The sequence below is a fragment of the Azospirillum sp. TSH64 genome, assembly GCF_003116035.1.
In the GTDB taxonomy this organism is placed as follows: domain Bacteria; phylum Pseudomonadota; class Alphaproteobacteria; order Azospirillales; family Azospirillaceae; genus Azospirillum.
Genome location: NZ_LGQW01000013.1, coordinates 893 through 1157 on the forward strand (window position 1 = coordinate 893; position 265 = coordinate 1157).

At 66.8% G+C, this 265-nt stretch carries 1 protein-coding gene; it reads right to left on the bottom strand.

Annotation, left to right across the window (positions count from 1 at the left end; all coding sequences use genetic code 11):
* Positions 1-265: iron-containing alcohol dehydrogenase (locus tag TSH64_RS01520; protein WP_146207975.1), on the bottom strand; the 265-nt coding region annotated here is incomplete at both ends.

The following is a 265-nucleotide window of genomic DNA, read 5'->3' on the forward strand; positions in this document are numbered from 1 at the left end:
GTCCATCGGCGAGCCGCCGCCCAGCGCCAGGATGACATCGGGCTGGAAGGCGTTCGCCAGAGCGACACCCTTGCGCACCACCGCCAGCGTCGGGTCGGCACTGACCTCGAAGAAGGTCTCGACCTCCAGCCCCAGCGATTTCAGCACGCGGACGCTGTCGTTGACATGGCCGTTCTCGAACAGGAAGCGGTCGGTGACGATCAGGCAGCGCTTCTTCCCGCGCAGCTCCTCAAGCGCGAAGGGCAGGCAGCCGCGGCGGAAATAG